The organism is Arthrobacter sp. Bi83, from assembly GCF_918698095.1.
Lineage (GTDB): Bacteria > Actinomycetota > Actinomycetes > Actinomycetales > Micrococcaceae > Arthrobacter.
The window spans coordinates 1-7,628 of record NZ_CAKKLY010000092.1 but is presented as its reverse complement, the minus strand read 5'-3'; the positions used below and the strand labels follow the sequence as shown (position 1 = coordinate 7,628).

Below are 7,628 nucleotides of genomic sequence, written 5' to 3'. Positions count from 1 at the left end.
ACGTCGGGGTTGTCCTCGCTCATGCCACTTTTCCTTCCAACTTCGGGCGGAGTGGTTTACCGAAGACCCGCAGCATCCGCCAGAACAGCAGGGGAAGAATCACCAGGAGGAACCATTGGGGCCGGCTCATCCCCAGCCAGAGCACCTCGTTGCCTCGGACGAATTCGACTCCGAACCGGAACAAGGCGTAGGAAGTCACGTAGCAGATGAAGAGGTCGCCAGGACCAGGCAAACGGTCCCGATAACGCCACATGAGCGCGAATGCGGCCGCATGGAACACGATTTCATAGGCAAAGGACGGGTGGAGCCCTACCCCGGGCGGTCCGCCCAACATCGCAGCCTGCCCGGGCGTGAGCGTTATCCCCCATGCACCCCCGGTAGGGGTGCCGGGCAGTTCCGTAAGGAGGCAGCCCACCCGCCCGATGACCAGCGCCAATGCGACCGCGGGCGCAAGCAAATCACCGGTGGATTCGCGGTAACCTGTCAGCCGTTTACCCAGATGGACGCCCAGCCACGCGCCCACAAGGCCCGCGAGGATGCTGCGGTCGCCGTTGCCCCACCAGTCCGCCAAGGAGACCTGCCGGGAAACATCCCATGTGAGGACCCTTGAGCCGATGGCCCCGAAGGCGATAGCGAAACCGGCAATGGGCCACAACCGCGGGTCGGACAGGCCGCGCCGGCGCTTCTCAAAGGCGTAGAACAGCAAGGCTGCGAGGATTCCCAGCCCTAACAGGCCGGCGTGCACCAGCCCGTCTCCCGCGAAGGGAAGCCCGATCATGAGCAGAGTGTAGCAGTGAGCATTCCTGCCCTCCGGTCTTATATTTGGACGTTCACGGGAATTGCATATGGACGTGGAGCCGCCACGCGGCTTCAGAGATGAACCGCTGAGAGACGGGTACAGGGTGAACGTGCTAGCGGAGCCCTAGTTCTTGAAGTTAGGGCACGGGATTGTGCACCAATGGCATCTTTGCCTTGGGCTGGGACAGGACGAGCACTCAACGCCGCAGTCCAGCCTGCGCTTCCCCGCTCGGTGAGAAGCCGAGGTCACTATTTGGCGGTGTATCCCACGCCTCGTGCATAACTATTTCGGACAGTCAGTACCGACCACTTGGGCTGGCTGGGACAGCGCGCCAATCGTTACTCAAGTCCATGACCACGGTGCTTCCGAACCCCGGATCAGCGAACTGGCATGGGCGGCTGCGAACAAGGGAGGACCACGATTACCCCGCTTCGAACGCGCAGAACGCGCGCGCTTCGCGGCTCACTCGTACTCGCAACCAGCGGGCTATCGTCTCGAGAGGCGGGTGCCCGGCACGTTCGCAGCTTACGAGGGCCATAGCGATGCGCCCCAACCTGTGTGCCCGTGCAGGAACTTCCAAGCCTGGGGCGCCAGCCGCTTCAATCACCCGCCGAGAGGACCAGAACCACAGACCCGAGGAACTCGAGGAACTCCAGCCCTTCCCGTGCTACGAGAGGGTTCCCCGTGGCATTGGCATGCAGCGTCGGCTGGGACACTTCCCCTTGACAAATATCTGAGTAAAGTCATAATTGAGGTGAATCAGAATTGAGTATGGTCCATTTCGTGCCGCCGCTAGGACAACGTGCCCGGCGCGACCGGATGGCGCCCCCGAGAGATTGCCTGCATCACCGGCAGCAACTACTAACCAACACCCGTCAATAGAAGGGACATCACGGCATGCGAGCGTTCGTCGTCACCAAGTACAGGGAGCCGCTGCGCGAAGCGGAGGTCGCTGAGCCGACCGTCGGCGAGCTCGACGTGCTCGTGCAGGTTCAAGCAGCCGGCCTGAACCAGTTGGACGAGAAGATCCGGCTGGGTGAGTTCAAGCAGATCCTCCCCTACAAGCTCCAGCTGATCCTCGGCAACGACGTAGCCGGCACCGTCCTCCAGGTCGGGGAAAAGGTGCGCGGGTTCAAGCCCGGTGATGAGGTCTACGGCCGCCCCGACAAGGACCGCATCGGCACGTTCGCCGAGCGCATCGCCGTCGCCGAGGAAGACCTCGCACTGAAGCCCGCATCGGCCAGCATGGAGGAAGCCGGCTCGCTGCCGCTTGTGGCGCTTACCGCATGGCAGGCCCTCGTCGAGCAGGGCAACGTGCGCCCCGGGCACAAGGTTCTCATTCACGCCGGCGCCGGCGGGGTGGGCTCGATCGCCATCCAGCTCGCCAAGCACCTCGGCGCGACCGTTGCAACCACCGCGAGCAGCTCCAACGCCGGCTTCCTGCGGGACCTCGGGGCGGACATCGTGATCGACTACCGCACCCAGGACTTTGAGCAGCTCCTCAGCGGATACGACCTGGTGCTGGACAGCCTCGGCGGGGAAAACCTGCAGAAGTCACTGCGCATCCTCAGGCCCGGTGGCAAAGCGATTGGGATCTCCGGCCCGCCTGATCCGGCGTTCGCCCGCAAAGCCGGCCTGAGTCCTGTGCTGCGTCTGGCGATCACCGGGCTCAGTAGCAAGATTCGGCGGCAGGCGAGGAAGCTCGGCGTCAGCTATGAGTTCCTCTTCATGCGTGCCAGCGGCGACCAACTGCGCCAGATCACCGCCCTGGTCGACGACGGCGTGCTGCACCCCATCGTAGGGAAGGTCTTCACCTTCGACCAGGCCCCACAAGCGCTGCAGTCCCTGGCCGCGGGCGGCATCCGCGGCAAAGCAGTACTCACGGTCACCGACTGACCCGCCGCCAGCCATTCATCCCGCAGACCATCCAGGAGAACAACCGTCATGGGCAACACCGACACCCCGAAGGAATTCGTCGTCACCTCGTACGCGAAAGCACCTGCCAACGCCATCACAGCCGGACGTGTCACCTACGCCTACCGCGAGCTGGGGCCAAAGGGCGGCATCCCCGTCGTGTTCCTCGTGCACCTCGCTGCCACAATGGATAACTGGGATCCCCGCATCATCGACCCCATTGCGAAGAACCGCCACGTCATCACCTTCGACCAGCCCGGTGTCGGCGCCTCAACCGGACGGGTTCCCGACAGTATCGAGGCAATGGCCGGAGATGCCTACACCTTCATCCAGGCCCTCGGGTTCGACAAAATCGACGTCTTCTCCTTCTCACTGGGAGGCATGATCGCCCAGGACCTGGCCCTCAAGCATCCCGACCTCGTCCGCAAGCTCGTGCTGACCGGAACCGGCCCGCGGGGAGGCAACGACATCGACAAGGTCGTCGGCACCACCTACTGGGACATACTCCGCGCAACGCTGACACGGTCGGACCCCAAGGAATTCCTGTTCTTCAACCGCAACACCACCGGCAAACCCGCCGCGAAAGCGTTCATCAAGCGTCTTCAGGAGCGCACCGTCGACCGTGACAAGCCGATCAGCACCCGTGCATTCCAGACGCAGCTGAAGGCAATCCAGAAGTTCGGCCGCTCCGCCCCGTCGGACCTGTCCACGCTCACGCACCCCACCCTCATCGCCAACGGCGACAACGACCGCATGGTGCCATCCGTTCTCTCAGAGGACCTGCACCGGCGCATCAAGGAATCCCAGCTGATCATCTACCCCGACTCCGGCCACGGCGGCATCTTCCAGTACCACGCCAAGTTCGCCCCCGCCGCCGTCGAATTCCTCGCCCCCTGACCTTCACGCTCGCGACCAGAAGGCACCAATGGGCACCTCACCGTCAACCACGCAACCGCATGTGATAAGACACTTCACTTCCTCGATCCTGCTGTGGGTGCGCACCGACCAGTCCCGCCAAACCGGCATGGACTGCTGGAAGGGCCCGCACTCCGGCATCATCGCCGCCACCCCAGGCCTGTCGGAATACCGGCAGATCCACCTAGCCGAACACAACCCAGCCTGCGGCCCGCCACCACCGGGGCGGAGACCGCTATCCCGGATGACCGGAAGATCGACGGCATCGCGGAAGTCACCTTCCAATCCGCCGCTCTCCCCCTGGGGTTCGCCGACAGAGCGGCCCGCGACGCCTTCCGGTTGAGATGCTTTCCCGCCAGCTGACGCCGCTGGCCTCCGCGATCCACGCCTACGACGTCGACGCCGCCCTCACCTATGTCAGGCAGGGCCAGGCCCTCCCCCACTACGAAGAGTAGAGACGCCGCGGGAGGGACTCGGGCTCCCCGGGATCGTTATACTCATTACTGAGTCCAGTCAGTTTACATCCGGAGGAACCCTCAATGCCTGTCGCGTCCCAGCCGCTCGGACGGCGCGAGCGGAACAAGCAGCAGAAGCTCGATCGCATCACTGCCGCAGCCAGCGAGCTGTTCGCGGAGCACGGGGTCGAGGAGGTCACAACCCAGCAAATCGCCGATAAGGCCGACATCGGCACCGGAACCCTGTTCCTCTACGCCAAAACCAAAGGAGAACTGCTCCTGCTCGTACAGAACGCCCACTACGCCGAAGCGCTCGAGCGGGGCGGGACTCATGCTCAAGCCATCCCGGATGTGCTGGATGCAGTGACGGCCATTGTGCGGCCGATCGTTGAGTGCAACCGAACCCAGGTAGACAACGGGCGCACCTACCTGCGGGAGATGGTCTTCGGCGACCCGACGGAGCCACACCACAGCGAGGCCCTCTCCATCGTCGCGCAGACCGAGGAGGCCATCGCTGCAGTCCTGGGCAGGGAGGAGCTCGCCGGTGCCGGTGATGCCGCAACGACGGCGCGCATTGTCTCGGCGATCATGTTTGTCAGCATGGCAGCAAGCGTGAACGCTGCTTTGAGTGCCGAGGCGATCGTGCAGGACATCAGGACCCAGATCAGCCTGCTCGTGCGCCGCTGACGCCTCCGGCAAGAACTTCGACGAGGTCCAATGTCCAGGGCACGCCCCGTGCACTTTGTACGCTGAATAATCCGATCCCTGTGCCGCCCGGCTACCACTGTAGGGGCGGCGGAACCGAACTCGGACTGAGCCGGGCAACAATATAAAGGAAGCTGTCCCGACTCGGCATCACGGTGCACAAGTAATGCCAGAGTTTGGGCAGGGTGGCGAAGGTCCGTTATCGGCGTTGGATTTGCCAAAGGGAGAGCCCAGCGCAGCAAGGAGATGTTTCCCCTTGTTCTGGTCAGATCGCAGAAGTTACCAGCCAACAACCGATGAAGCTCAGACCGCTTACCCTGCAGTTTCATCGCTGGTGTGTTGTTCATACACCACTGTTACCGTGACCAGGTCCTGCCAAGCCATTCCCACACCCTTGAATACACAGGGCCGGCCCAGGGTTCGGGTCAGTTGGCCCTTTAACAGTTCGCGGAGGTTCAGTGGCTTGATCTCCTGCCATTCCTCCACGCTGCGTGCCGGAATGAGGTCTCCGGCTTCCCGCCAGGCCGAGGCTCTGCCTTATAACCGGTGCGGGACAAGCGCCGCCGACAGCTACCGGTTCTTGACGATCGGAGGGAAATCGGCGGATACTAGGCGGTTTTCTCCATGGCTGGCGACTGTACGCTTTCGCGTTGCTCCAAAGCTCCGGTCACCGAGGCTGTGAGGCTGTTGGCGATATGGGTGCGTGCGAGCTCGGCCGCGCCGGCGCCGTCCCCGGCAATGATGAGCTCGAGTATCTGATGGTGCTGGTCCAGGTCGATGGTGCGGGGCTCATCCCCGGAGGGGAGCTCGAGGCCGATGCGGCGGTAGCGGTCGGATTTGTCCCACAGGTCATCCAGGAGCTTGATCATTACGTCGTTGTGCGAGGCGGCGTAGACGGCCCGGTGGAATTCCCGGTGCACTGTTATCGCGTCCTCGCCCCACACCCGGGTGACCGGCAGGAGCTTCTCGGCCGCTGTGCGCATTGCCGCGATATCTGCGTCCGTGCGGCGGGAGGCTGCCAATTCAGTTGCTGATGGTTCAAGTGAGAGACGGACTTCAAGGAGTTCGCGCGCTTCGGAGGCGCTCATGTCGGCCACACGGGAGTCGCGGTGGGTGTCCATGATGATCAGGCTCTCGCTCGCGAGTCGGCGGATCGCTTCACGCAGGGGGGTGATGCTCATTTGCATGTTCTCCGCCAGTTCGTACTGGGAGATGCGCGAGCCAGGGGCAAGGCCACCGGAGAGGATCAGCTGGCGGAGTTCGCTGTACGCCAGACTGCCCTTACTGGAAAAGACGTTCGTGGTGCCCATCTGCTGCTCCGAATCTCTTACCGAGGTGCGCCCCCGCTGCTCTCAGTGTAGAGCGTTGGAAACATCTTATAAGAATATTCACGAAAGGCTTGTGCTCCTCGTCACCCCGGGCTAGTCTTGAGCCCAAGGTCTTATAAGATATTTGTTCCGAGGCTTATGCTCCCATCACTACCAGGCCCAGCTTTAGATCAAGTCTTATAAGAAATAAGATACTCAGTCAGGAGAGAGTTCAAAGATGAAAATCGTTTCCGCCCACGTAGGCACCATCCCCATCAGTTCCTCGATCCGGAACGCCTTCATTGACTTCACCAAGATGGACTGCACGATCATCGCGCTCGTCTCCGATGTGTTCGTCGACGGAAAGCCTCTGGTGGGCTATGGTTTCAACTCCAACGGCCGCTACAACGCCACGGGAATCCTGAAAGACCGCATTCTGCCGCGCATCATGGATGCCCCTTCCGAGGATCTTCTCGATGAGGACGGCCAGCTCTCCCCGGAGAAGGCGTGGGACCTGATGATGTCCAACGAGAAGCCCGGCGGCCACGGCGAACGCTCGGTCGCCATCGGCGTCGCCGACATGGCACTGCACGACCTCGCAGCGAAGATCGCCGGCGTCCCGCTGTACCGGTGGATCTCGGATCACTACGGTGATGGCAACCCGGACAAGGACGTCTTCGTCTACGCCGCCGGCGGCTACTACGCCCCCGGCAAGAGCCTCGAAGACCTGCAGAACGAAATGCGCGGCTTCCTCGCCAAGGGGTACAACGTGGTCAAAATGAAGATCGGCGGCGCCGACCTCGCCGAAGACCTGCGCCGCATCGAAGCCGTGATCGAGGTCCTCGACGGCGACGCTTCCCGCCTGATGGTGGACGTCAACGGCAAGTTCGACCTCGAGACGGCACTGGCGTACGGCAAGGCCATCGACCAGTACGGGCTGTTCTGGTACGAGGAAGTCGGCGACCCGCTGGACTACGCCCTGAACGCCACCCTTTCCGAGCACTACAAAAACCCGATCGCAACCGGAGAGAACCTGTTTTCCCTCCAGGACGCACGGAACCTGGTCCGCTACGGCGGGATGCGCCCGGACCGCGACTTCATCCAGGTCGACCCGGCCCTGAGCTACGGCCTGACCGAATACCGCCGGATCCAGGACATGCTGGCCCAGCACGGCTGGTCCTCACGCCGCTGCATCCCCCACGGCGGACACCAGTTCTCCCTGCACATCGCCGCAGCACTCAAGCTCGGCGGAAACGAGTCCTACCCGGGCGAGTTCCAGCCCACCGGCGGCTTCACTGACGACGCTGTCATCGTCAACAGCCGCGTGGCACCGGGCGATCTGCCCGGCGTCGGGCTTGAAGGCAAGGCCGAATTCTACAAGGTCCTGCGCGCACTGCACAACTAACCGCGTTGACTCGTAGAAAACCTCCGCGTGGCCGGATACGTTGCCTCATCTGAAAACCTCCGCGGAGCGGCGTGGTGGACGGCCTTGGGAGCGGATGCGGGCTATGCCCGTTTTCATGGAGCTAACGA

6 protein-coding genes are annotated in these 7,628 nt (G+C 62.9%); 4 read left to right on the top strand and 2 right to left on the bottom strand.

Features of this window, described 5'->3' with window-relative positions; genetic code table 11:
* Window positions 1–19 precede the first annotated feature (19 nt).
* The gene (locus LQ144_RS22470; RefSeq protein ID WP_230121464.1) at window positions 20–778 is read right to left on the bottom strand and encodes a prolipoprotein diacylglyceryl transferase family protein; all 759 of its coding nucleotides are present in this window, start codon (window positions 776–778) and stop codon (window positions 20–22) included.
* 918 nt (window positions 779–1,696) lie between these two features.
* On the opposite strand from LQ144_RS22470, the gene LQ144_RS22465 reads away from it, so the two are divergent.
* From LQ144_RS22465 to LQ144_RS22455, 3 genes are all read left to right on the top strand, one after another.
* The gene (locus LQ144_RS22465; protein WP_230121463.1) at window positions 1,697–2,695 is read left to right on the top strand and encodes an NADP-dependent oxidoreductase; all 999 of its coding nucleotides are present in this window, start codon (window positions 1,697–1,699) and stop codon (window positions 2,693–2,695) included.
* 48 nt (window positions 2,696–2,743) lie between these two features.
* Window positions 2,744–3,610, top strand: coding sequence for an alpha/beta hydrolase (locus tag LQ144_RS22460; protein ID WP_230121462.1), 867 nt, complete (start codon window positions 2,744–2,746; stop codon window positions 3,608–3,610).
* 557 nt (window positions 3,611–4,167) lie between these two features.
* The gene (locus tag LQ144_RS22455; protein WP_230121461.1) at window positions 4,168–4,770 is read left to right on the top strand and encodes a TetR/AcrR family transcriptional regulator; all 603 of its coding nucleotides are present in this window, start codon (window positions 4,168–4,170) and stop codon (window positions 4,768–4,770) included.
* A gap of 626 nt (window positions 4,771–5,396) precedes the next feature.
* Here the strand turns inward: LQ144_RS22455 and LQ144_RS22450 are convergent.
* Window positions 5,397–6,098, bottom strand: coding sequence for a GntR family transcriptional regulator (locus LQ144_RS22450; protein WP_230121460.1), 702 nt, complete (start codon window positions 6,096–6,098; stop codon window positions 5,397–5,399).
* Window positions 6,099–6,333: 235 nt separating this feature from the next.
* Here LQ144_RS22450 and LQ144_RS22445 point away from each other — a divergent pair, with 235 nt between their 5' ends.
* Entirely contained in the window at window positions 6,334–7,500 is a 1,167-nt protein-coding gene (locus LQ144_RS22445) for a mandelate racemase/muconate lactonizing enzyme family protein (RefSeq protein ID WP_230121459.1), read from the top strand.
* Window positions 7,501–7,628: the final 128 nt, after the last annotated feature.